A 24595-nucleotide genomic window follows, 5' to 3' on the forward strand; every position below is an offset into this window, starting at 1 on the left:
GCCGCCAGCGTTCAATCTGAGCCATGATCAAACTCTTCAATTTAAGATTTTGTTCGGCTCAATGAATACTGAACATTACATAAGTAATGTTTGAATTGACTGTGCTGAGTCTTTCGACTCAATGGTCACTTCGTATCATTGAAACCTAATTTGATACCGAGGTATCTAATTGGATCATCATCAACGAGTGCCCACACAGATTGATAGGTCTATATTATTAAAGAGCTTGCTTCGTAAGCTTTGCTACCGAAGCGGAGGCGTATTCTAAGGAATTAATTCTTAGTGTCAAACACTTTTTCAAATTAATTTTTAGAAGCTTTTCTTTCACCTCATTGCCAACTGCTTTTGCGTTTCCGCTTTGCCCTGACAACGGAGGCGCATTATAGGGAGATGATTTTTCTTGGCAACCCTTTTTTAGAAAAAAACTTTAAAAAAAACGTCGAGTGATGAAATCTCACTCAAACGCTTATTTTTAACACTTAGTTGTTAACTTAACGTAGCAAATAGGCAATCAATATGTGTCAATCCAAGACTCTTCAAAGCTTGTGATATCAAGATCCAGTGACTTCGCCGCTTCGATTTGCTCAATTGCCTCTAATTCTTTATTTACACTGCTCATCGTTAATGTGTTGTTGTCTAACTCAAACACCTGACTTTGAGTCGTATAGTAGAACTTAAGTATCGTCAGCGCTTTTACATCGCCATTGTTCGCGGCTGCTTTAATGCTTTTTAGTTTACGAAAGATCTTGTTGTGCAGCTGCTTGAGTTTCCAAACGTACAGCACTTCTTCCATGTATGGTCGAGTTTTAATTTGATTCAATAAAGAGAGGGAAGTTGCAACTGCGAGAACGACACCAATCAAATTCCAATGGAAATTGCCCGTTGATTGTTCTGGTACGACTTCAGTGTTGCCAAACAAAACAATCAACAAGGTACTAAAGGCAAGAGAGGAGATGGCGAGCAACGCAACAAAACCGCCAATCACAAGGTTTACTTTCTTTTTATAAATGTCTTTATTTATCTGTTTGATTTCCATATACCACTCCTAACAGGGTTGCCTCCTATTCTAACCAGCACACCCAGCTCCACAATCGAAGCTTTGTAAGTAAGTTCACATTTGCTATTAAACTCGCATCCCTTCCCTGCTTGGGTATATACTTCCGCGCATTCACTCTTCCTATATAGAGGCTAAATTCATGCGCTCTTTTGTTTTACGAGCTCGCGCGGCGCCAACCACCAGCAAAGCACTGTTAGAAGGTGTTGGTAATGAAGCGCATACAGAGATTCTTGCTCATACCATGATGAACACTATGTTCGTTGCTCAATCACACCGTGAAGATGTGGTTGTTCACCTGGTTTTGGAAAGCACAAAAGATTTCTCACGCACCATTACTATTCGCTCCAACGACATCACCAACATTGGCGGCTTCCATGAGTCAACTTTGATTGCAGCAGTGGCTCGCGCTTTGGATGCTTCGGTTGGTATGGGTAAAGAGCAACTTCGTGAAGTCGAACCTGGTATCACCGTTCGTACCGTCAGTTTTGAACGCCTAGTGCAAGAACTGGCAGAAGATCACCAACTATATATGTTGGATAAAAAAGGCGAATTTGTTCGTGATGCAGAAATCGGTGGAAACCCATGTTTCTTGCTAACTGACCATATTCCGATGCCGAAGAAGTCTTTTAACAGCTTGAAGCGCCTTGGCACAGAGAAAATCAGCTTAGGTCCTAAGATGCTTTTCGCTTCTCAGTGTGTGGTATTGATCCACAATGAGTTGGACATTCGCGAATTTTAATTCTCGCGAGTTAATCATTCGATAAAAGAAAGAGGACTCCATTGAGTCCTCTTTTTGTTTCTATAGTAATGCTAAGTTTACTTACCACCAATGCTCAAACGAGCAAAACGAACGTCTGGCGAGAAGAAAGTTCGGCTATCGTTAATTAGCTGAGTATCACCCACTGCCTCAACTTCTTGCAGCATCTTGTAGAAGTTACCCGCTACAGTGATACCACGCACTGGTTGAACGCGCTCACCATCACGGCACAAGAAGCCACTCGCACCAAATGAGAAATCACCACTCACTGCATCCGCCCCAGAATGGACACCTTGAAGTTCGACTAACTCTAGGTACTCACCCGCTTTTACTTCTGACGCACTGCTGTTACCTGTCGCAATCACTTTGTGATTTGCTGATACGTCTAGGCTCGATTTTGCACCACGAGCAGCACTTGCTGTCGAGACTGCGCCCAAGTAACTTGCGGTCTGGCTGTTGTGTAGCAAGGTTTTCAACTCACCATTAGCAATCATCACATTGTCTTGAGTAGCAAAGCCTTCACTATCAAAACTTGCGATTGCCATACCATTTGGCATGTAAGCCGTATCAGTAAAGGTAATTAAATCACTCGCAACACGTTGACCAAGCTTGTCACCCAGTGGCGTAATGCCTTTCATCGCGCTTACGCCAGAGAAAGCACTGCCGAAAGCACCGAATAAACTTGCTAGCGCATTGATGTGGAAGATAGCAGGGTAGTTACCCGTCGCAACCGGTGCGCCTTCAAGAAGATCGCGAGCAAGGTTGTAGCCACCCTCGATACAGTAAGCTGGATTCAACTCATCAAAACGGCGACCCAGTGACATTCTACCCGCCATTGACTGTTTGCCGTCTTTTTCAAACAAGGTATACGCGTAACAAGTGAACGAGCGCTCGAAGTGTTGACACAATGTGCCTTGAGTATTGGCAATGATCAGTTGTGTTTCGCCATCGCTGTAACCATTGTAAGGTGCGCTAGAGGCGTGAGGCAGAGCCACTACGCCTTGCTCAAGAGCGAGAGACAGTTCGATTTTTTCGTCAACAGAAGTTGTATCTTCTTGCGCAATCTCAGCAACATCAGTCGCGATTTGACTGTTCACGCAACTAATCGTCTGATGTTCATCTTGCTTGGAAAAGCGAGCGCTTTGCAGTGCGTTGGTCAGCATCAAATCCAAGCTTGGTTGCTCTAACGACTCAGAATAGCTTGTTGCAACACGCGCATCTTTCACAACACGAACACCCAGAACTTGGCTTGAGCTTACTTTGTACTCATCCAGCTTTCCTTGGTTCGCTTTCAAAGAAAAGCTACTGTTACGGTTTACAATGACGTCCGCTTCTGCACCTTGGCGTTTTGCTTCTGATAGGACGTAATCAACCGCATTAAGAAGTTGTTGTTCTTGGCTCATTAGTTACCGCCTCCTACCAGAATGTTATCTACTTTCAGCGTTGGCTGACCGACAGTTGTTGGTACTGAACCACTCACGGAACCACACATGCCCGGCGCAAGCGCCATGTCTTTGCCGACCATGCTGATTTCTTTCAACACTTTTGGACCCGTGCTGATCAGCGTTGCTGTTTTCAGAGGCTTGGTGATTTTGCCATTTTCAATGAGGTAGGCTTCACGAACAGCAAAGTTAAACTCCCCCGTACCCGGTTGAACAGAGCCACCGCCCATCTTCTTCGCATAGATACCACGTTCGATGCCTGCCAGCATGTCATTAAGTGAATGCTCGCCCTCTTCGATAAAGGTGTTACGCATGCGCGAGGTTGGTGCGAACTTGTAGTTTTGACGACGACCAGAACCCGTAGGCTCATAACCTGTCTTCATGCCACCCATTTTATCGACCATGAAGCTGGTTAGCTTACCGTCTTTGATCAGTTGAGTGCGCTGAGTCTTCATACCTTCATCATCAATGTGAATCGAGCCCCATTCGTTGGTCATGGTGCCATCATCGACTGCATTCACTGCGGTGTGAGCAACCATTTCGCCCATCTTGTCGTGGAAGACTGATGCTTTCTTCGCAACTGAAGTGGTTTCTAGCAAGTGACCACATGCTTCATGGAAGATAACGCCGCCAAAGCCGTTACCAATCACCACCGGCATTTCACCCGATGGACAAGCATCCGCGCCAAGTTTTACTAACGCTTGCTGCGCGATAGTTTGACCTAGCTCTTTGGCATCAAGCTGTTCACTGAATTCCCAACCAGCAAGAGCGCCAGGACCTTCCATACCAGAAGACTGCTCATTACCTTTTTGCGCGACAGTGTTACCAGCAACACGAATGTAGTGGCGAGTATCGTCAACGTGTAGACCTTCTGAGTTGAAGATAGACACTTGTTGCTCGCGCTGAAGAACGCTGCCAATAAACTGGCTGATATGCTCACTCTCAGCACGTGCGGCTTGGTCAACTTTCAATAGAAACGCGATTTTTGAATCTAGGTTAGCATCCTTACTTAGCGACATGCGGCAACCATGTTGGATTGGGTAGCGGTTCAAATTCAAAGAACCCGCTGACGCGATTTGCTCACGCTTGTCTTTTGCAGCAAGCAGCGAGGTTACGCGCTTTAGTTCGGCTTCATCTGTGCTGTTGGTGTAACCGTAAAGCACCTTATGACCGAAAAAAAGACGAATACCGATACCAAAATCGATACCCGAGTTAACCTTATCCACTTCACCAGATGCGATCTGGACAGTGTTGGTTTGGTGATGTTCAACGAATAGTTCAGCGAAATCAGCCCCCAAAAAGAGTGCATGATCGATCACTGACTTCGCTGTTACAGAATTAAGCATGAAGTCTCCTTGCTCGATGATCGTCTTAGCCTTCCTAATTAACTGTGAAAAAGTTCAACAAAGTTAAATTGGCAACACGTTAAATTTTAACAGTTTTTTAACCTTGTTTTGTGCTAATCCTTGCTTAACGAGACCACGATTATTTATTAAATATTCCAGGTTCTGCTCATTCACCAGAGCGTTGCACTAGTAAATTCCACCCAGCAAACCATTTAGGTGCTTACTTTATCACTCACCTCGCATAATTGAATACTCATTATAATTACGCTCAAAAAACGTATCCCTTCCGCAATGGTCCTGCTATCATCCGAACGAAATAGTCGGGGGGCCACACGACAAGTGTTGGCTGAGATCGAAATTCGAGACCCGTTGAACCTGATTCAGTTAGCACTGACGTAGGGAACTATGCACACTTTGCCTTTCGTCGCCCCTCTTAGGTAAGCGATAGCGATCGAAAAATCGATCTATCTGCAACGGTCAAAGTCAGTTCCTATACGTCTTGTAGTAGGAGCGACCATGACGCAGCAATCACAACCTCATTCACATCACACGCCAGCCTTGCCTACCCCTATCGTATTGACCATCGCGGGCTCAGACAGTGGTGGCGGTGCAGGTATTCAAGCCGACATCAAAGCGATGTCCGCAACCGGCAGTTTTGCTTGCTCGGTAATCACGGCGATTACTTCGCAAAATACCCAAGGCGTTTCTGCGATTTTCCCCATTCCTCTCGACCATGTAGAGAGCCAACTTGATGCAGTATTTACCGACCTCAACATCGTTGCAGTCAAAGTGGGCATGCTGGCAGATTCCAACATCATCAAAGTCGTTGCAGACAAAATTAAACAATACCAGCCAAAACACCTCGTGATTGACCCTGTGATGGTGGCCACCAGCGGCGATCTATTACTGGAACAGTCGGCAATCAGCACTTTAAAAGAAGAATTGATTCCGCTCGCAGACATCATTACCCCTAACCTACCCGAAGGCGCAGCATTGACGGGTAAGCCAATGCCTCAATCAGAATCTGAAATGAACGATATGATTACCGACCTTCGTGCGCTTGGAGCCAAAGCTATTCTGCTCAAAGGAGGTCACCTTGAAGAAAATGAAAACAGCAACGATCTGCTTATCATGCAAGACAGTGCCGAGTTAATTAGCGCCAAGCGATTTCCAACCAAAAACACTCATGGCACAGGCTGTACACTTTCTTCCGCCATTGCGTCTTATCTTGGCCAAGGCAACAATCTGCACAAAGCGGTGCACCTTGGTAAGCAGTACATCAGCCAAGCTATCGCGCACGCTGATGAACTGGATGTCGGTAAAGGTCACGGCCCTGTGAACCACTTTTTTGCGGGTCATACTTATGTTCGCTAACGCGATTGGCATTCAGCTTTCCGATGCTAGCCTGCGATACAAAGATAGCCAAACACCGACTTTAGCAGGAATGAACATGACCATTCCCGTCGGTAAATGGACGGTATTACTCGGACGAAGTGGCTGCGGGAAAACCACAATATTGCGTTACTTAGCTGGCCTACTGGATGACCAAGTTGACTGGCATGGCGAACTCATCACAACGGATGGCGCTGCACTGCATGACCGTATCGCTTACATGGCTCAGCAGGATTTATTGCTACCGTGGTTGAATGTGTTAGACAACGTCTGCCTCAGTTCTCGATTTTCTCAAGAGCAAGCACCAGAGCAAAATAGACAACGTGCACTGGCTTTACTAAACCAAGTAAAACTCGCCGATTACGCGGATGCTAAGCCAACTCAGCTCTCTGGCGGCATGAGACAACGTGTTGCCCTTGCTCGCACTCTGATGCAAGACAAGCCTCTGGTTCTGATGGATGAGCCTTTCTCTGCGTTGGACGCGGTTACTCGCCATAAGTTGCAGACCTTGTCTGCCGAATTACTGAAAGATAAGACCGTTGTTCTTATTACCCACGACCCACAAGAAGCGGTGCGATTAGCTCACCAACTCTATGTACTGCAAGGTACGCCTGCGCAAGCTCAGCACTTGGTTGTTCCGGATTCCAAGCCACCACGAGTTCTCGATGGAGAGTGCGCCGCGCTTCAACAAGCGATTTTGGATCAATTGGAGAAAGACTATGAGTGATATGACTCAGTACAACTCCGTTTCGGCACGTATTGGTAAAAAAGAACGCGTGACCCATCAAGCTCTGCGCTTGGTAATCAGCACTGCGGTGATCTTGGGATTGTGGCAGTTGGTTGTGGTGGTATTCGACATGCCAGGCTTCATCTTACCTTCACCAATTGAAGTGCTGGATAGATTGGTCACTCGTTACGATATCCTGCTCAAACATACTTGGGTTACTGCGCAAGAGATCTTACTTGGCTTGGCGCTTGGATTATCGATGGGTTTGCTGTTCGCATTGCAAATGCTGATGTTTGAGCCGCTGAAGCGTTGGTTACTGCCTATTCTGATTGCTAGCCAAGCGATCCCTGTGTTCGCCATCGCGCCAGTGCTCATGCTTTGGCTGGGTTACGGTATTGCATCGAAAGTCGTCATGGCAGCGATCATCATCTTTTTCCCCGTCACGACATGTTGCTATGACGGCTTACGCAATACACCAACAGGTTACCTCGATCTTGCCAAGACCATGGGCGCGTCGAAATGGCAGCTACTTCGTCATATTCAATTGCCAGCCGCGCTACCAACGTTAGCTTCAGGTATTCGTGTTGCCGTCGTTATTGCGCCAATTGGAGCAGTGGTCGGTGAGTGGGTAGGTTCAAGTGAAGGCTTGGGTTATCTGATGCTCCAAGCTAACGCTCGCATGATCATTGACGAGATGTTTGCGGCGCTGTTTATCCTCGCCGTGCTGTCTATCTCACTCTACTTCATCACCGATAAATTATTGAAAAAAGCCATCCCTTGGGAAAGCAAGTAATTACAGAAAATAACCAAAGAAAATTGGGAAAGAAAAGGAAGAACCCCGTGAATAAAAACAAACTTGTGAGCGCTGCTGCTCTACTCGCTTCAGTGGTATCAACCAACGTGCTTGCAGCTGAAAAAGAGATGACACTGATGTTGGATTGGTTCGTCAATCCAAACCATGGTCCTATCGTGATTGCCAAAGAGCGCGGTTACTTCAAAGAACAAGGTTTGAAGGTCAACATTCAAGAGCCTGCAGATCCAAGTACGCCACCTAAGTTGGTCGCTGCTGGCAAGGTCGACATGGCGATTTCTTACCAGCCAAGCCTAACTATCGATGTCGCGGCGGGTTTGCCATTAATCCGCTCTGCGACTTTGATTGCTACGCCACTCAACACGCTGATGGTGTTGGACAACGGTAAGAATGAAAACCTTGGCGACTTAAAAGGTAAGAAGATCGGTATTGCGATCGCAGGCAACGAAGAAGCAACAATCGGCACTATGTTAGCTCAAGAGAATGTGAAGTTTTCTGACGTACAAATCATCAACGTAGGTTGGGCGCTATCTTCGTCTCTTGCGTCTGGCAAGGTGGATGCGATTTGGGGTGGTCTACGTAACTTCGAAACCAACCAACTTGCACTAGAAGGTTATAAAGCTAAAGCCTTCTTCCCTGAAGAACACGGCGTGCCAGCGTATGACGAGTTAGTCTTCGTAGCCAATGCAAAAACCTACGACAAAGAAGCCATCAAGGCATTCAACAAAGCACTGGAGCAAGCGACCACTTACATCGTTAACCATCCAAAAGAATCTTGGAAAGAGTTTGTGGCTTATTCACCAGACACCCTCAACAACGAGCTTAACCAGCGCGCTTGGAATGACACACTAACTCGTTTCGCTCTTCGTCCATCTGCAGTAGATCTGAAACGCTACGATGATTATGCCGAGTTCATGTATTCACAAAACATCATCGAAACACTGCCAAAAGCGAAAGATTACGTACCGAGCTTTGACTAATTCTACTGGCCTTAGGATCTAAGCCTAGGGTCTTTTGATAACGAGGTACCCATAATGAAATACCAAGATTTGATCGACGCTTGCCACCAAGATTGGCAAGAATACACTGAGCATGCTTTCGTGCAGCAATTGGCGCAAGGCACTCTGGCTCAGCCTTGTTTTCTACATTACCTAAAACAGGATTTTCTTTTCCTAAAACAGTACGCACGAGCTTACGCATTAGCGATCTACAAAGCGCGTACTTTGGATGACATGCGCCGTGCCCTACCAAGCGTACATGCATTGCTAGATTCTGAAATCGCCCACCACGTGACTTACTGTGAGCAATGGGGACTGACGGAATCCAACTTAGAAAACGAGCCAGAAGATTTCGGCACAGTAGCTTACACCCGTTATGTATTGGATGCTGGCATGACGGGCGATCTTGTTGATCTATACGCGGCACTAGCGCCATGCTCTATCGGTTATGCCGTTATCGGTAAGATGCTGATTGAAGATGAAAAGACAGTAATCGAAGGCAATCCATACGCAAGTTGGATTAATCTCTACGGTGGTGAGGAGTTCCAATCTGGTGTCGCAAAAGGTGCAGAACACTTTAACCAGTTATTGGCGGAAATCGACATCAATAGTCAGCGTGGTCAAAACCTGATTCAGGTATTCAAAACTGCAACGCGTATGGAAGTAGCATTCTGGCAACAAGGTCTGAATGCTCAGCAAGATTAATCGGAGAGTCTCATGTTAATTGAACAAATCACCCAAGCATTAACCGCAGTACGCCAGCAAAAGCCATTAGTCGTCAACATCACTAACTACGTGGTGATGAACAACACGGCAAACGCGCTATTGGCTATCGGCGCTTCTCCAATCATGGCGCACTCCAAGCAGGAAATGGCAGAGATGATGTCGTTCGCGGGCTCACTGGTTATCAACATTGGTACCTTAGACAGCGTTTGGACACCTCGTATGAGCTATGCCGTAGAGCAAGCCAATGCCAATGGTAAAATCGTTATACTCGACCCAGTCGGTTGCGGAGCAAGCTCACTACGTACAGAGACATCACGTGAAATCGCACGCCTTGCAAACAAGTTAATCATTCGTGGTAATGCGTCCGAAAGCATTGCTCTCGCTGGTGAGCAAGCACAAAGCAAAGGTGTAGATGCACTCGACAGTAGTGATGCAGCCCTTGGGGCGGCTCACTTCTTAGTTGAAGAATACGGAGCGAGCGTGGTGATCTCCGGCGAAACTGACTACATCGTGACAAAAGAGCAAACCGTCCAGCTGAATAATGGTCACGAGATGATGCCTTACGTAACGGGCATGGGCTGCACACTAACGGCACTGACTGGCGCTTTCGCAGCAATCGGCGACGAAACGGGCCTTGCTGCGGCAGCGGTGCTTGGCGTTGTGGGTGAAATTGCGGCTGAGCAAGCGCGAGGGCCAGGTAGCTTGCAAATGCATCTTTTGGATGAGCTTTACCAACTGGATGAAGAAACACTGGCAACACGCCTTAAATTACAAGTGAGATAAATCGCTTCTCAATGCTTTAAACGCCTCTCACTCCAACGAAAGTGGGAGGCGAAAGGAAACACAATGAACGCCTATCGTTTGTATTTGGTCACCGACGACCAACAAGATTTAGCCACACTAAAACGTGTCGTGAGAAAAGCCGTGGAAGGTGGCGTGACCATGGTACAAGTCCGCGAAAAACACGGCGATGTGCGTGCGTTTATCGAACGTGCTCAAGCCGTCAAAGACATCCTTAAAGATACCGATGTTCCTTTGATCATCAATGACCGCGTAGATGTCGCACTGGCTGTCGATGCTGATGGGGTTCACCTCGGGCAATCAGACATGCCCGCAACTATCGCTCGTGAGTTGATTGGACCAAACAAAATCCTCGGCTTATCCATCGAAAATGAAGAGCAGCTTGCAGAAGCGGACTCTCTGCCGATTGATTACATCGGTTTGAGCGCGATCTTCGCGACGCCAACCAAAACCAACACCAAAAAACATTGGGGTATTGATGGTTTGAAGATGGCGCTGAACACCACGCCCTTACCAATCGTCGCGATTGGTGGCATCAACGAAACCAACATTCCTGCCCTGAGTGCGACAGGTGTGCATGGTTTGGCTTTGGTTTCTGCCATTTGTCATGCAGAAAACCCAACCAAAGCAGCAGAGTACTTACTTTCTCTGATGGATTAAGGCCCCAACGCTTAAGGATGAGCGCCTTTACCCTCCGGATAAATGTCATCAATTCATCACTCAACCTTCATTCTCTCGTCAAATTGACAGAGCGTTGATAAGTTTTTCACGCCAGATAACGTAAGATAAGCCCCTTATTTTCACGTGGTTGAATAACCCTCAATAAAAACAAAACGCTCTCAATGAAAACCAAAAAATATGGATTGATGATGCTCGCCTTGTTTGTTCTTGGCATCATCCCAATGTCGCTGTTTGGCTCTTATCACAATCTCACTTCACAGGTGCCTGAAAGTCTGGGTATTACTTTTACTTTGCTCACAGATTCTGCTGGTAGCAAAGGTTTTTTAATTACGTTAACACTGCTACTGCTTTCTTTATTTCGCTTTAAACCAAGTCGCATTGAGTGGATACAAAAACTCTCAATGTTAGGGTTGTTACTGGTGATTGGTTTTGCCAGCAAAACGGGGCTAAAACTGATGACAGAAAGCCCGCGTCCCTACGCCGAACTGCTTGCTGCAGAGCAATTGATTGAGCACCCAGAAGCGTTTTATCAGTTGGATACAAAGCAGCAAGCCAACGTAATTAACCAGATTTCTGAACACGTCAGTGATTGGCGAACGCGCCATTGGCAAGGCGAGAAAGACTATTCTTTCCCATCCGGCCATACGATTTTCGTTTCGATTTGTTTGGCTTTCTTTGGTGGTTTGTTCTTACAGAACAAGTGCTATATCTCTGCACTGTCATTGTGGATGTGGGGAATGAGCGTCGCATATAGCCGCTTATGGCTGGGCATGCATCGCCCTGAAGATTTAATAGGCTCGGTCTTGTTTGTCGCGATTGTATTTACTTTACTCCCGACATTTCAGATTAAGAAACAGATGCCGTTTGTTTCTCTCGCTTCGCGCTAATGTGAACGATGACTAGATAAAAAGAAGCCAGCGATTCGCTGGCTTCTTGCTTTCAATCGCTACTTTTTTCTAGCCATTTCTTGGTGGTTCAAACGCTGTTAGTTCTAATTCTGGGCCAGTGTATTTTTCAATACGAACCAGTGCCGAGTTCGCCGCACAGCCGTTTGCAAGTCGAGAGGTCGGAATATCCAACGTTAACACGTTACAACCGCCGTTCTTACAAATGCCGGTTTTAGGATCCAAATCCGGCCAACCGCCTTCATGAATACACACTGAACCTTGCTTGATTCGGTCAGTCACTTCTGCACCAACCAATACTTGGCCACGGTTGTTAAACGCACGAACTAGATCGCCCGTTTTAATACCACGCGCTTTCGCATCTTCAGGGTGAATCCAAATAGGTTCACGGTTTGCAATTGCGTACTCTTCGCGAATCTTCGCGTAGTTGAATTGGCTGTGTAGACGATGCGCTGCGTGCGCGGTCATTAGCTGCAACTCGCCATCTTTCGCAGTACCCGTGTACTCGGTTGGTGCCATCCACGTTGGATGTGGAGGACAGTCTTCCAACTGATAGCCTTCAATGGTTTTCGAGAAGATTTCGATCTTACCACTTGGTGTACCGAGTGGATTCATGATCGGGTCTTCACGGAAATCTGCGTAACGAACAAACTGTGCGTTCTTCTCGTTCCACTTCATCTCGATCAGTTGGTTATCTTCCCAGAACTTGCTGAAGTTCGGCATTGCTACGCGAGAGCCACGGCCACCTTGTTGCGCCGCCTTGTAGAAGCCGTACAGCCATTCCATTTCGGTTTTGCCTTCGGTGTATACGTCACGGCCACCCGGAGCTAGCATCTCTGCCATGTCCGCGAATACATCGAAGTCATTACGCGCTTCACCTTGCGGCTCAACCACTTGCTTCATTGGCACCAAGTGTTGGTTACTGTAGTCACCCGTCATCGTTAAGTCGTTACGCTCGAACGATGTGGTGATTGGCAGAACAATGTCCGCGTGCTTCGCAGCCGCCGTCCAGTAAGGCTCTGAAATCACGATCAGCTCAGGCTTTTGCCACGCTTTGATCAGACGGTTGGTGTCTTGGTGGTGAGTAAAGTTCGCACCACCTGCCCACCAAATCATCTTGATGTCCGGGAACGTCAGTTCATGACCGTTATGATGGTAGGATTGACCTGGGTTTTCCAACGCCTCGACAATACGCGCCACAGGGAAGCTTTGCACCGCGCCAGACACCGCCCAGTCGTTCCCCGCAGAAGAGCCGCCACCCAGCGATGCCGAAATCGCAGGAAGTACGCCAGCATCACGAGCAGGGTTACCACCGTTTGAGTAGTGATAAGAGAAACCAAAACCACCGCCCGGTAAACCGATTTGACCCAACATCGTTGCCAGTGTAACCAGCATCCAGTGACGCTGCTCACCGTATTGTTGGCGCTGCATGCCCCAACCCGCCATCAGCATGGTGCGGTTTTTACTGAAGATGTCAGCCAGTAGCTCAAGTTGCTTCGCAGGTACGCCACAGATTTGTGATGCCCATTCTGCTGATTTTTCTACGCCGTCTTCTTCGCCCATCAGGTACGCTTCAAACTTGTCGTAACCTGCGGTGTATTTATCGAGGAAGGCTTTATCGTGCTTACCTTGTTTCACCAAGGTGTGTGCGATACCCATCATCATTGCCACGTCGGTCATTGGGTGAGGAGCAATCCACTCCGCATTCTCGCCAAAGAATTCAATGGTTTCAGAACGAATAGGGTCAATCGCAATAACCGTCTTGCCTGATTTTTTCAATTGATGGAAGAATTCAAGACCAGCACAGTCTGTTGAGCTCCACGCGATTTTTAGAGTGTTGATCGGGTTTAAGCCCCAAAGCACAACCACATCGCTGTACTCTAGTACCACTGGGTACGTGGTTTGCTGCTCGTATACTTCGATAGAGCCCACAACGTGCGGCATGATGACCTGCGCAGCACCCGTTGAGTAGTCACCCAAGTGGCCTGAATAGCCACCCGCCATGCTCATGTAACGTTGCAGCAAGGTTTGTGCTTTGTGCAGCACGCCACTTGAACGCCAGCCGTAAGAACCAGCAAACACAGAAGCCGGGCCATATTCTTTACGAATGCGCATGTGCTGCTCGTGTATCAGCTTGTAAGCTTCATCCCAAGACACCCGTACAAATTCATCGCTGCCACGAACTCCTTCGGGAGCTGATGGGTTTGCCAAGTAACCTTTGCGAACCATTGGGTACTTAACACGCGCTTTAGTGTGCACTTGGTCAGGACCGGTGCTTTGTAGGCTGTTTGGTACCGTTTGTGGCAATGCGTTCGTGGTTGAAACCAGCTTACCGTCTTGCACTTCACACAGCATTGGGCCCATGCGGCCCGCTGTCAAAATGCCCTTGCCACGCTGGTTTGAAGACGCAACAGACATAGGTGCAAATGAAGTGAATGCCATTGCACCAGCCGCCATACCAGTGCCTTTTAGAAATCCGCGACGGGTCATATTAGTCATAATCTTATCCTTCTATTTATCGTTAGTGACCAACCACATCTTTCGCGTGGTGCTGGAAGAACTTGGTTAGAATTTCTAGGTTCTCGGCTGAAATATCAGTTCGATCACCCATACTTTTCGCTACCGGTCCCCATGCATTCACTGTGAAGTGATTTGAAGGAATTTTCGCGTGACAAGTTGCACAGTAAACGTTGTCCAACTCTTCTGCGTATGACCATACTGGTTCAAGCGTGTCAACAACTGGAGAATCAATAGCGCCAGTTAGAGAAACCGCGCGCCATTCGTTGCCGTAAACATCTGCCTCAAATTCACCAGTTTCAAGCGCTTGTTGGCCTTGCTCTGTTAGCGTTGCTACGATGGCACGTTGACCTTCTCCCATGTAAAGCACTTGCTCTGCGCCTTTCATTTGGAATGCGTTCAACTTAACAGTGCGGTTGTCGCCTTCAGAGCTGATTACTTCCAACTTCGTCGTTGGGTTAATTTTACCCATCTCACCCATTGCGATTTCAGTCACAGGGTAAACGACTTTGGCACCAGGTGATGTTTTTGTGGTGAAGCTCATCAACGTTTCAAATGCCTTGCTGTCTAGCTCTGCTTCTGGTGCAAAGTGCGCCACACCTTTATGACAATCGATACACGTTTGATCGTTTGCTTTCGCGTAAGCGTGCATCTTCGCCGCATCACGTGATTGCTCAAACTCTTCCATTGCATCGAAATCATGACACGAACGACACGTCGCTGAATCATTTTCACGGAACTGAGCCCATACCGTTTCAGCCATATCTTTACGATGTGCTTCATATTTCTCTGGCGTGTCGATCTTACCTGTCACAAATTCATGGTAGATATCTTTCGACGCGCGAATTTTGGTGATCAGGTAATCCATTGGTTCTTGAGGAATATGACAGTCAGAACATTCCGCGCGAATGCCTTTCGCATTACTGAAGTGCACTGAGCCTTGGTACTCTTTGTAAGGGGTTTCCATAGAGTGGCACGAGAGACAAAATTCAGTATCTGAGGTGTAATGCATTACTACCGCACTCCCCCCCAAAGTTAACCAGCCCACACCAATGCCGGCAGCAACCAGCAGTGCAACATATCGTTTTTTTATTGACATAATTAGCAACACTTCCAAATAAAATGTAATTATAGGTCGCAAGTTACTACTTTATGGGTAGTCCTCTCTTGATCCACATCATTTCCGTGTTGCTCTGTATGCCTCAAGTATGAAATTTTGTTATTTGCATCTCAAAGATGAATATATGGCAATAATCCATTACCCAGCCAACTATTCACCACATAAATCACTTTTATGAATGCAACTATTTGATTAAACAGATAAGAGGATGAGAGACTGAATCTCCACATTGATGCAGTAAGGACACGCATGTCAGTTTATATCGAGACGCACAGAAGCCAATTAAGACCCATCAAAGCCAGTGACTGGGAACTCTTTCAACGATTACTCTCCGAACAAGAGGTTATTGCGCTCTGTTTCGATCGTCCCAGCGAAACAGAAATAAGAGAAAAATTTGCTTCGCGATTATTACCATGGACCCCAAATTGCCAGCATTGGCTTTGCCTTGTAATACTCGATAAGCAATCTGAACAACCCATCGGCATCACTGGCTTTGCTATTGAAAACGGTAAGGCAGAGGTAGGTTACTTACTTTTGCCGGAATTTCATGACCAACAGTTTGGAACAGAAACTCTTCAAGCGCTTCTATACTGGGCAACCTCGACACATAACATCAACCACTTTTCCGCGACGGTCACTGAAGGCAATATTGCGTCAGAACGTGTCCTGATAAAATGTGGTTTCGAACTCATTGAGGTCATTCCAGACGCATACCAAATTGGTGGCAAACCCTACGCCGATAAAATCTACTCACTACAAAAATAAGGACGTATTTTGAATAAAGTAGTCATCATTACCGGCGCAAGCCGAGGCATTGGAGCCGCAGCGGCGAAAAAGCTGGCCGAGCAAGGCTATCGCGTTTGCGTTAATTACCGCACTCAGCAAGAGGCCGCCGACCAAGTTGTGGCAGAAATACAAGCAAACGGTGGCAAAGCGATTGCCATCGCCGCAGACGTAGCCGATGAGAAGCAAGTGCTCTCCTTGTTTGATGAAACAGAACGTGAATTTGGTGCAGTGACGCACTTGGTCAACAACGTTGGCATCCTATTTACTCAATCGCCTTTGTCAGAAATCAGCTTGGAACGCTTTCAGAAAGTAATGAACACCAATGTGAATAGCTGTTTTCTCTGCTGTCGAGAAGCGGCGAAGCGATTCAGTGCAGGCGGTGCAATTGTGAATGTCTCCTCTGGAGCGTCGCGCTCAGGCGCGCCATTTGAGTATGTCGATTACGCCACATCAAAGGGCGCGATGGATACCTTAACTAAAGGGCTCTCGCTAGAGTTGGCAGAGCGCAATATTCGCGTCAATGGCGTTCGACCTGGTTTCATTTACACTGATATGCATGCCGACGGCGGAGAACCAAACCGAGTAGATAGACTCAGCCCTCAAATTCCTCTTAAACGCGGTGGCACGGTAGAAGAAGTGGCAAATGCGATCGCTTGGCTATTAAGTGACGAAGCCTCTTATGTCACAGGATCATTTATCGATATTGCAGGGGGCAGATAGAATGCAAGTCCATATCCGACAAGCGATTCCCGATGATTTAGACGGAATTTTTCAGCTTAATTTTCAAATTAATTCACTGCATTTTGCGAATGCGCCAGAAGCCTTTGTTGCGCCTTCAGAAGCTGACCGTGAATTTCTTGCACAAGCACTAGAGAACAAAGAGCGACTCTTTTTGATTGCCGAACGCGAACAGCAAATTCTCGGCTTCTTAACCGCGATGATCACCCAAAACGACACCGTCAGTTTTCTGATCAAAGACCCAATTTGTCGCGTGGGAACAATTGTTGTCGATGAAGCGCAAAAGCAGCAAGGAATCGGCCGCCAACTGCTCCAAGCCTGTGAGCAATGGGCGCGCGATGCCAATGCCACACAAGTTCGATTGGAAGTGATGGAATTCAATCAGCCAGCACAGCGCTTTTACGATAATCAAGGTTTTAAAACTAACTCACGCATTATGCTGAAACATTTGTAACGATAAAGACAATTAAGCGCTTTTCACGACTAAACCCACCTAAATCGCATTTATCGATGCAATTTACCCCCCTGATTTTAGAAAAAGACGATATGATGTGCGGATAAGGAGATTCGAACATGATTTATCTTTTCGATTGGGGGAACACCTTGATGGTAGATTTCCCTCACGCACAAGGAAAAATGTGCGATTGGGAACACGTAGAAGCAGTTCCTCAAGCCAGAAAAACACTGGCAATACTTTCCCAAAATCATCCCATCTACATTGCGACCAGTGCATCTGATTCCAACATGGAAGAGGTTCAGCGTGCATTTGTTCGCGTCGACTTAGACCAATACTTAAATGGCTATTTTTGTTTTGCCAACCTCGGTATCGCTAAACACCAACCTGAGTTTTATCTCGCCATCGCAAAACAGTTAGGGGTTAACGTGAGTGGAATAACCATGGTTGGCGATTTACCTCACAAAGATATTTACCCTGCGATGAAAGCGGGCGTAAACACAATTTGGTTTAACCCAACGGGCGCTGATGCACCAGCCGAAGCCATTCCTAACCAAATTCGTTGTTTATCTGAGCTTATCCCCTAACCGTTACTAACCTGCACTAATCAAGGAAGATGAATGCAAATCAGATCCATCAAGGTGAGCGATATCGCGCGCTTCACCGCGCTGTGGAATCGAGTGTACTCCGAAGGGGAATTTTTGATTTCTCCTGCACCCGATAACGCAACGCTTCGCAGAATCCTGCAACGTGTGGAAAACGAGTCCATCCCTCAGTTTGTCGCGTTTGACCGCCAAAAACTTATCGGTAGTGTTGAAATCTACCCAGCTGAGATGTGCGGTTACGAAAGAGGGCAACGCCTTCGCGTCGGTATTCTTGGTATTCACATCGACAAAAACTACCGAGGCAAAGGATTGGGGCGGAAACTATTGGCAGTCGCGATCGCACGTGGTTGGGAATTTGGTTACGACCAAATCGCACTCTACGTATACACAACCAACACACCAGCGATTGCTTTATATGAACGGTTTGGATTTGAACATCAGGGGGAACTTGGGGAAGTGACCTTGCCAAATGGTAAAGTCTTGATGAGTCAAAAAATGGTATTGTATAAAGCGCAAAGCCCTTCGAAAAACCCCGATTTGTAGACTCACGATAACCGTTGTTCGCAACACTTATTCGGGATTAACACCCTTGAGTCACATACCCTCGAACAATTGAATCGTTAGAGGCTTGATTCACGTAGTAGAAATAGCATGCTTCTTCTGCCAGTGTGTAACCTTGCGGCCAAATGTACACCACGCGATCAACACCCGATTTATCTAAGAACTGATAATCAGGAATAGCGACAAAATGAGCACTGTTTGGGTGCTGCTGACCGATGATGCAAAAATCACTGCCTTTGCACGGCACGTCAATTTTCGAATAACCTCTGGCTGGTAGATCGATTTCTAACAAAGCTCGAATACTATCGGCACTCGCTTCTGGCATGCCTTTGCGTGTTTTGACATGTCGGTCAATGTAGTGAACGTGCTCTTGGCCGTAAGCGTTATCAATCACTGATTGAGCATGAAAGAATTTGAGAGCCGTACCCAAAGAAGACTGAGAACTGTGCAGCATCGCAGCGTATGCTTGGCGATGAATATCGAGTAGTACTGGTAAAGCAGCTAATGCGATGAAAGCCAAAGTGGTAAGCACTATGGTGATTTCCATCAGCGTAAATCCATTTGATTTCACGTTTCTTATCTCAACTAGCCCAAGACAATAGCCCCACATCCATGTGAGACCGAGCCAATATATCGCCAATTTCTTACGATTAAAGGCTTAAGGGGTAAGAAGAGACAAACACCACTCAAACTTGAGAACAGCAGCCAAAGAGCAGTGTAACAAAACGACGCTATGTGTCAGATATTAGACGGTTTTTACTCTCTAGTTACTGAGTAAAGGCACATTATTTCGCACCAGACCACGACGAACATTCGTGCACATTTTGCCAAAACGACGAATCTCATCGAACTGCGGAACAATGCCGCGCTCCATGGCTGACTCCCAATAAGTGACTTCTGAATCGACCATTTCCAACAATTTCTTCGGACAGCCAATGCACTGCCCTTCTGGTCCACATACAAACGTTTCTGGTTCATAAATTGGTAGTTCCGCTTTTACTTGCTCGATGATGCTACGCATGGCGGTCATTCGATCTGGCTTTACCTTCATCATTCTGCTCCACGGATTAAGATGAAGCAGATTGTACCCACTGATACGCAAATGTCCCTACCCAATTTAGGTATATTCTGTTTGAATCGATTTCTTTATCGTCAGATCCGGCTTTTTAACCACCAAATACACCGCCGTAGCTGCCAGTACGAAACCAGAAATCCCCATCCAATCAAATGACTCTCCAAACGCGAGCCAAGCCTGAATCGCCGTCGTTGGCGGCACCAGGTAGAATACAGAAGCTACGCTCGATGCAGCACCGTTCTTAACCATGTACAGCAGCAGTAGAATAGCTACACAAGAGAGCACGACGACCAACCACAACACAGTCAAAATAAACTCCAGTTCCCACTGCACTTGCATGGTTTCAAACTGCATCGCAACGGGCAGAAACATGACGAGCGCGGCCAAATATTGCACCGTCGCACCACCCACCATATCCACTTGTTGGCAATGTTTTTTCTGATAAAGCGTCCCTAGCGTGATACCAACCAAAGCCAATAAACACAAACCAATAGCCAGCACTTTATGCTGCTCGGATTGCCACTCCATTTTGCCCATCAACACCATAGCGATACCGACAAAACCAAGAGCCAAACCCAGCCATTGCGAGGGCTTAAACTCCTCACGAACAAACGCCACCAGCAAAGCCGCGGTTAAAATCGGTTGAATACCCACCAACAACGAACTCAACCCAGCAGGCATACCCAAGGCGATAGCGAAATAAGTACCGCCCAGATAGAAACCGTGGATCAACGCACCAACTACACAGCTGTGCCAAAAATCTTTTCCTGTCGGCAACCTTCTACGCAATACCGCCACAAGAACCAAAAACAGTAAGACATTGAATGCCATACGGATAGAAAGTAGTGTCGCTGGCTCGGCATATTGCAAACCAAAACGCGCACCAACGAATCCAGAAGCCCAAAGGATGACAAATACAAAAGGGATGGCTCGGATTAACATGATCGCCTCACTCACGCTTGTTTTATGTTTTGAGATACTGCTAATGTAATTAGGTACAGTGTTTTCAAAAAGTGACAGATGGAAGTGTTTTTATGGGTACAGATTTATTGGGAAGCGGTGAAGGGAATAAGTACCTCGTGGTGGAAAAACACCTCAAACAAGCCATCAATGGTGGCGTTTATCAGGCGGATGATCGACTGCCCTCCATTCGCTCGTTGAGCCAAGAATTAAACGTCAGTAAAAATACCGTGATTCGTGCGTATCAAGAGCTGGAAGCACAAAACTTGGTTTACTCGGTTCCCAAATCGGGTTATCGAGTTAAAGTCGCCTTGCCGACCTCTCGCTCAATTCCGGATCCGACTCGCGTGGATTTGCTCTCGATCTGCAAAGAAATCCTTACTTATCCTGAATACCAAGAGCGTTTGCCTACCGGTTCTGCCCACCCAAACATTGACTCCCCCGCGATCAAAAGCTTGTACGCCGAGATCGGCCGCCACAGCCGGCAGCAAACGCATGTACCGAGCCATTACCAATTACCACCCGGTGATCACCTCTTAATCAAACAACTAGCGAAAATCACACAAGATTTGGGCACGCCAGCCAAGTTGGATGAGATCATGGTGACGCACGGCGCGCAACAAGCCATTAGCCTAGCGCTGCGCGCAACGACACAAAAAGGCGATATCGTCGCGGTGGAGTCCCCTTGCTATTTTGGCAACTTATTGATGCTAGAATCACTCGGCCTCAAAGTGGTGGAAATTCCGAGTTGCCCACGCGACGGTATGTGCCCCGAAGCCTTAGCAAAAGCAATGGCGACATGGGACATAAAAGCGATCATCGTAACGCCAAACTTCACCAATCCAACTGGTGCCATGATGCCGCTAGAAAAGCGTCAACAATTACTATTGGCGTCCGGCAATATTCCTATTATCGAAGACGATGTGTTTGGCGGGTTAAGTTATGATAAGCCATTGCCAAGCTTGAGATTGCTCGATGACAAGCAACGCGTAATTTACGTGAATTCGTTATCCAAAACGCTCGATTCGCGTTTGAGAATTGGTTGGATGTTGGCGGGGCGATATCGAGACCAAATTGAACAATATCTACTGTGTGAGAACATGGGCAGTTTGAACCTGATGCAATCCGCCGTGGCAACGTTTCTAACGTCAGGCAAGTATCGAACGCATACTGCGCGAATGGGTCGGGTTTATCTAAACAACATGCGACGATTTATCCAGATGCTTCATCAATACTTGGATGAATACGAACCTCTAAAAAATCGATACCAGATCAACGCCGTACAAGGCTCGTTCTTACTTTGGTTGCGACTGCCCGAAGACACGGACAGCTATGCGTTGTATCAAGCATGCAATAAGCACAGAATCAGCCTACTTCCCGGCACCGTATTTGGCACTCAAGGGCAATATCGGCATTGCGTACGCCTCAGCGTGGCAAACTTTGGTCATGAAACCGATTGGAGTCACGCGATGCAAACACTGGCAAAATTGATAGCAAAGCATGCCTGTTAACTCGCTCTTACTAAATGAACTTATGCCACACACACAAACAGGTAACAACAAAAAACTCCACGCAAAGGTGGAGTTTTCTCGTATCGTTATCGCCCTCAGTGCAACTTAATTTGCCACATTCTCGCGACGTTTTCGGCTAAATTGGCAACGTTGACGTCAGCCTCTTTCATGGCCTCAGATAAGCTCATCGCCCTTGGTACACAAGCAAACACCGCATCAATTCCGCACTCATAAACCGCCTGATAGTTGTCGCCCACACAGCCTGCTAATGCAATGACTGGTAAATTACACTGCTTGGCGACCTGAGCAACGCCCATCGGCGTTTTGCCATGTGCGGTTTGATGATCGATACGACCCTCGCCTGTGAATACGATATCCGCATCCGCAACATACTGAGCAAGCTTAACCGTTTCTAGCACAATCTGAATTCCCGGTTGCAAACGTGCTGGCGTGTACCCGAGCAAGGCCGCTCCCATACCACCAGCAGCACCCGCCCCTTCACGAGTCAGTACATGCTTACCCGTCGCTTGTTCCGTCAACTCGCCAAACTTGCGCAATGCGTTATCGAGCAGAGTGACGTCTGATACGGTCGCTCCCTTTTGAGGGCCAAAGATAGCCGACGCGCCTTTGTCACCACAGAGTGGGTTATCAACATCGCACGCTACCAACACTTCGCAAGTTGCTAAACGAGGGTCAAGACCAGAAATATCGATGGACGCAAGCGCCGCTAACCCGCCTCCATTTGGGGTAATTGCATGACCAGACTCATCAAGAAACGCCACCCCCAACGCGGTCAACATGCCCACGCCACCATCATTGGTAGCGCTGCCGCCCAAACCAATGATTAAGCGTTGAATACCTCTATCTAGCGCGTGTTTGATCAGCTGTCCAGTACCAATGCTACTGGTCAGTTTTGGGTCGCGAGCATCACTCGGCACAAGGTGCAGACCACTGGCCTCCGCCATTTCAATAACCGCGGTTTCGCCGTCGCCGAGGATGCCATAAAACGCTTCAACATCATTCCCTAATGGCGCGGTCACCGTTGTGAAGACTTGTTCGCCTTGAGTTGCATCTATCAAAGACTGAACCGTGCCTTCGCCACCGTCTGCGACCGGAACCGTAACAAACTCGGCATCATGCCATACGCGAGCAAGACCCGTTTTGATCGCCTCGCTCACTTGTTTGGCGGTTAAGCTTTCTTTAAATGAATCAGGTGCAATTACCACTTTCATACGTATTTCCAGAGACTTATAAGAGAACGAGGCTCAAAATGTACACCAATGCCATTGCCGTGACACCTTGAACGAGCGTAGCCATGGTTTGCGCGCGGTACGCTAAGCCCACCGACATGCGGCTAAACTGCGAAACTACCCAGAAGAAACTGTCGTTTGCATGAGAAACCGTCATCGCACCAGCACCGATCGCCATCACCGTTAATACGCGGCCCATTTCTGAATCGAGCCCCAATTGCGTAAGCATAGGCGCAACCAAAGCCGATGTGGTCACCAGTGCAACCGTTGACGAACCTTGCGCCGACTTTAGCGCAGCCGCAACGATAAATGGCATGAAAATACCCACGCCCAGCGCCGATAGCGTCGTACCTAAGTATTCACCTAGCGGCGTTGCTTTTAATACCGCGCCAAAAGCACCACCCGCACCGGTAATCAAAAGAATAGGCGCAGCAGCCGTAATACCTTGGCTGATTCGCTCGCCAAATTCTTCAATCTTGTTGTCTGACTTGAGTAGGCGAACAGAAAGGAACAGGCCAATCACCAATGCCGTTAGTGGCTGTCCTAAGAAAGTCAGAACATCAAACACAAAACCTTCGCCCAGCGGTAGGCTTGGGAATTTCGCGATAGAGCCAAAACAGATCAATAAGATAGGAACAAAAATAGGAGCGAATGCTTGGCTCGCCGTTGGCAATTTGCCGTAAGACGCTTTGAGTGCTTGCCAGTCTTGCTGAATTTCTTCTGCGGCTTCAATGCCATCTGGTTCAACATGTTGAAATCGGTTCGCCCACAACATCCCCGCTAACGCCGCAACCGCTGCAACAAACACACCCACACCAATCACTAAACCAAGGTTAGATTCCAGGCCTAAGTTACCCGCAGCGGCAATCGGGCCAGGAGTTGGCGGCACAAACGTGTGCGTTGCGTATAGGCCAGTTGCCAACGCCACACTCATCGCAACGCTTGAGGTTTTTAAACGCTTCGCGAGCGATTCTTTGAGCGAGTTCAGAATGACAAAGCCTGAATCACAAAATACCGGAACAGAAACGATGTAACCTATGATACTCATGGTCAATGTTGGGAAACGCTCACCCAACACTTTGATGACCGTATCGGCCATGGTGATCGCCGCACCACTTTTTTCCAAAATAACACCAATGATGGTACCTAAAACGATAACCAAACCAATGTAACCAAGGATGCCGCCAAAGCCAGAAGCAATGGTTTTGGCAATGCTATCTGCCGGTAAGCCGTAAGCAAATGCCGCAAGGAACGCCGCGATGATCAGCGCTAAAAAGGGATGTAATTTGAATTTGGTGGTCGTGAGCACAATAAATGCGATCACCCCGAGCAGGATTAATATAAGGTTCATGATAACTCCATTTATTCTTATTTT

24 protein-coding genes, 1 pseudogene and 1 riboswitch are annotated in these 24595 nt (G+C 47.3%); of the genes and pseudogenes, 15 read left to right on the plus strand and 10 right to left on the minus strand.

Annotation, left to right across the window (positions count from 1 at the left end; all coding sequences use genetic code 11):
• Positions 1–511 precede the first annotated feature (511 nt).
• Positions 512–1036 (minus strand): DUF3087 domain-containing protein, encoded by a 525-nt coding sequence (locus R8269_RS21445; protein WP_238972336.1) that lies wholly within the window; start codon positions 1034–1036, stop codon positions 512–514.
• Positions 1037–1196: 160 nt separating this feature from the next.
• On the opposite strand from R8269_RS21445, the gene trmY reads away from it, so the two are divergent.
• The gene (gene trmY, locus R8269_RS21450; protein ID WP_005374282.1) at positions 1197–1796 is read left to right on the plus strand and encodes a tRNA (pseudouridine(54)-N(1))-methyltransferase TrmY; all 600 of its coding nucleotides are present in this window, start codon (positions 1197–1199) and stop codon (positions 1794–1796) included.
• A gap of 77 nt (positions 1797–1873) precedes the next feature.
• On the opposite strand, the gene R8269_RS21455 is transcribed toward trmY, so the two are convergent.
• Positions 1874–3217: a TldD/PmbA family protein gene (locus R8269_RS21455; protein ID WP_053304013.1), complete on the minus strand. Its 1344-nt coding sequence runs from the start codon at positions 3215–3217 to the stop codon at positions 1874–1876.
• Positions 3217–4602, minus strand: coding sequence for a TldD/PmbA family protein (locus R8269_RS21460; protein ID WP_054575238.1), 1386 nt, complete (start codon positions 4600–4602; stop codon positions 3217–3219). The genes R8269_RS21455 and R8269_RS21460 overlap by 1 nt, the downstream gene beginning before the upstream one ends.
• 311 nt (positions 4603–4913) lie before the next feature.
• Positions 4914–5021, plus strand: a riboswitch (TPP riboswitch).
• 97 nt (positions 5022–5118) lie between these two features.
• Between R8269_RS21460 and thiD the strand changes: the two genes are divergently transcribed.
• The 8 genes and pseudogenes from thiD (at position 5119) to R8269_RS21500 (ending at position 11625) form a co-directional block, all read left to right on the plus strand.
• Positions 5119–5976 (plus strand): bifunctional hydroxymethylpyrimidine kinase/phosphomethylpyrimidine kinase, encoded by an 858-nt coding sequence (gene thiD, locus R8269_RS21465; RefSeq protein ID WP_005383329.1) that lies wholly within the window; start codon positions 5119–5121, stop codon positions 5974–5976.
• Positions 5966–6721 carry an ABC transporter ATP-binding protein gene (locus tag R8269_RS21470; protein ID WP_054575239.1) on the plus strand — a complete coding sequence of 252 codons (756 nt, stop codon included), beginning with the start codon at positions 5966–5968 and terminating at the stop codon, positions 6719–6721. Before thiD ends, R8269_RS21470 begins: the two co-directional genes overlap by 11 nt.
• Positions 6722–6788: 67 nt before the next feature.
• A pseudogene (locus R8269_RS21475) lies at positions 6789–7514 on the plus strand (ABC transporter permease); the annotation flags it as partial.
• A 47-nt stretch (positions 7515–7561) separates the two neighbouring features.
• On the plus strand, positions 7562–8512 hold the full coding sequence (locus R8269_RS21480; protein ID WP_054575241.1) for an ABC transporter substrate-binding protein: 951 nt from the start codon (positions 7562–7564) through the stop codon (positions 8510–8512).
• A 54-nt stretch (positions 8513–8566) separates the two neighbouring features.
• Positions 8567–9235 carry a thiaminase II gene (gene tenA, locus R8269_RS21485; RefSeq protein ID WP_054575242.1) on the plus strand — a complete coding sequence of 223 codons (669 nt, stop codon included), beginning with the start codon at positions 8567–8569 and terminating at the stop codon, positions 9233–9235.
• A 12-nt stretch (positions 9236–9247) separates the two neighbouring features.
• Positions 9248–10039, plus strand: coding sequence for a hydroxyethylthiazole kinase (thiM, locus tag R8269_RS21490; RefSeq protein ID WP_054575243.1), 792 nt, complete (start codon positions 9248–9250; stop codon positions 10037–10039).
• A gap of 63 nt (positions 10040–10102) precedes the next feature.
• Positions 10103–10717 (plus strand): thiamine phosphate synthase, encoded by a 615-nt coding sequence (gene thiE, locus R8269_RS21495; protein WP_054575244.1) that lies wholly within the window; start codon positions 10103–10105, stop codon positions 10715–10717.
• A gap of 182 nt (positions 10718–10899) precedes the next feature.
• Positions 10900–11625 carry a phosphatase PAP2 family protein gene (locus R8269_RS21500; RefSeq protein WP_025768774.1) on the plus strand — a complete coding sequence of 242 codons (726 nt, stop codon included), beginning with the start codon at positions 10900–10902 and terminating at the stop codon, positions 11623–11625.
• A 69-nt stretch (positions 11626–11694) separates the two neighbouring features.
• Here the strand turns inward: R8269_RS21500 and R8269_RS21505 are convergent, their stop codons facing one another.
• Together R8269_RS21505 and R8269_RS21510 are read right to left on the minus strand one after the other, a co-directional pair.
• The gene (locus tag R8269_RS21505) at positions 11695–14142 is read right to left on the minus strand and encodes a trimethylamine-N-oxide reductase 2 (RefSeq protein ID WP_054575245.1); all 2448 of its coding nucleotides are present in this window, start codon (positions 14140–14142) and stop codon (positions 11695–11697) included.
• 22 nt (positions 14143–14164) lie between these two features.
• Entirely contained in the window at positions 14165–15259 is a 1095-nt protein-coding gene (locus R8269_RS21510) for a NapC/NirT family cytochrome c (protein ID WP_053304006.1), read from the minus strand.
• Between the two features lie 270 nt (positions 15260–15529).
• Between R8269_RS21510 and R8269_RS21515 the strand changes: the two genes are divergently transcribed.
• From R8269_RS21515 to R8269_RS21535, 5 genes are all read left to right on the plus strand, one after another.
• Entirely contained in the window at positions 15530–16045 is a 516-nt protein-coding gene (locus tag R8269_RS21515) for a GNAT family N-acetyltransferase (protein ID WP_054575246.1), read from the plus strand.
• Positions 16046–16054: 9 nt separating this feature from the next.
• Positions 16055–16786, plus strand: a complete 732-nt coding sequence (locus R8269_RS21520; RefSeq protein ID WP_005383319.1) for a glucose 1-dehydrogenase — start codon at positions 16055–16057, stop codon at positions 16784–16786.
• Between the two features lies 1 nt (position 16787).
• The gene (locus R8269_RS21525; protein WP_005374310.1) at positions 16788–17258 is read left to right on the plus strand and encodes a GNAT family N-acetyltransferase; all 471 of its coding nucleotides are present in this window, start codon (positions 16788–16790) and stop codon (positions 17256–17258) included.
• 119 nt (positions 17259–17377) lie between these two features.
• The gene (locus R8269_RS21530) at positions 17378–17845 is read left to right on the plus strand and encodes an HAD family hydrolase (RefSeq protein ID WP_042522353.1); all 468 of its coding nucleotides are present in this window, start codon (positions 17378–17380) and stop codon (positions 17843–17845) included.
• A gap of 33 nt (positions 17846–17878) precedes the next feature.
• On the plus strand, positions 17879–18406 hold the full coding sequence (locus R8269_RS21535) for a GNAT family N-acetyltransferase (protein WP_005374314.1): 528 nt from the start codon (positions 17879–17881) through the stop codon (positions 18404–18406).
• A 37-nt stretch (positions 18407–18443) separates the two neighbouring features.
• Here R8269_RS21535 and R8269_RS21540 read toward each other — a convergent pair whose 3' ends face one another.
• The 3 genes from R8269_RS21540 to R8269_RS21550 all read right to left on the minus strand — a co-directional run bounded on the left by R8269_RS21540 (position 18444) and on the right by R8269_RS21550 (position 20441).
• The gene (locus tag R8269_RS21540) at positions 18444–18971 is read right to left on the minus strand and encodes a hypothetical protein (RefSeq protein WP_005374316.1); all 528 of its coding nucleotides are present in this window, start codon (positions 18969–18971) and stop codon (positions 18444–18446) included.
• A gap of 216 nt (positions 18972–19187) precedes the next feature.
• On the minus strand, positions 19188–19475 hold the full coding sequence (locus R8269_RS21545; protein WP_005374318.1) for a hypothetical protein: 288 nt from the start codon (positions 19473–19475) through the stop codon (positions 19188–19190).
• A 66-nt stretch (positions 19476–19541) separates the two neighbouring features.
• Positions 19542–20441, minus strand: a complete 900-nt coding sequence (locus R8269_RS21550) for a DMT family transporter (RefSeq protein WP_017634359.1) — start codon at positions 20439–20441, stop codon at positions 19542–19544.
• 92 nt (positions 20442–20533) lie between these two features.
• Here R8269_RS21550 and R8269_RS21555 point away from each other — a divergent pair, with 92 nt between their 5' ends.
• The gene (locus R8269_RS21555; protein ID WP_258476641.1) at positions 20534–21970 is read left to right on the plus strand and encodes a PLP-dependent aminotransferase family protein; all 1437 of its coding nucleotides are present in this window, start codon (positions 20534–20536) and stop codon (positions 21968–21970) included.
• Positions 21971–22065: 95 nt separating this feature from the next.
• Here R8269_RS21555 and R8269_RS21560 read toward each other — a convergent pair whose 3' ends face one another.
• Both R8269_RS21560 and R8269_RS21565 read right to left on the minus strand, forming a co-directional pair.
• A complete protein-coding gene (locus R8269_RS21560) occupies positions 22066–23202 on the minus strand; it encodes a glycerate kinase (protein ID WP_215810143.1) in 1137 nt (378 codons plus the stop codon).
• A gap of 16 nt (positions 23203–23218) precedes the next feature.
• Positions 23219–24571 carry a GntP family permease gene (locus R8269_RS21565; protein ID WP_017634362.1) on the minus strand — a complete coding sequence of 451 codons (1353 nt, stop codon included), beginning with the start codon at positions 24569–24571 and terminating at the stop codon, positions 23219–23221.
• Positions 24572–24595: the final 24 nt, after the last annotated feature.

The sequence above is a fragment of the Vibrio sp. Vb0667 genome (genome assembly GCF_033391095.1).